Consider the following 287-nt stretch of genomic DNA (forward strand, 5'->3'; position numbering starts at 1 on the left):
ACATTGATGGTGTCACCCAATGCGTAGTTGTTGCTGCCGGTGGTACCACCGAAGTTGATGCCTTTGGCGATATTGGCGGCGTTGTTGGCTACGTTTTGGTTGGTCGCAAACAGTTGGCTGCCGTTAACGGCATCTTTACTGTTGGCGCTGACGGCGCCATCGGCTACGTTGGTCACTTTGTTGCCGGCGTTGTTCAATCCGTCTTTGGTCAGTTTGACATCACCTGCTTTAACGCCGTCTTGGGTCAATGCAACATCGTCGCCTACTTTCACACCGTCGTTGTTCAC

At 52.6% G+C, this 287-nt stretch carries 1 protein-coding gene; it reads right to left on the reverse strand.

The genetic code is table 11. The annotated features are described in order from the left end of the window. The coding region (locus ACTHUM_RS20165; protein WP_440404026.1) for a hypothetical protein at positions 1–287 on the reverse strand (287 nt) is incomplete at both ends.

The organism is Neisseria sp. P0021.S006 (genome assembly GCF_051956895.1).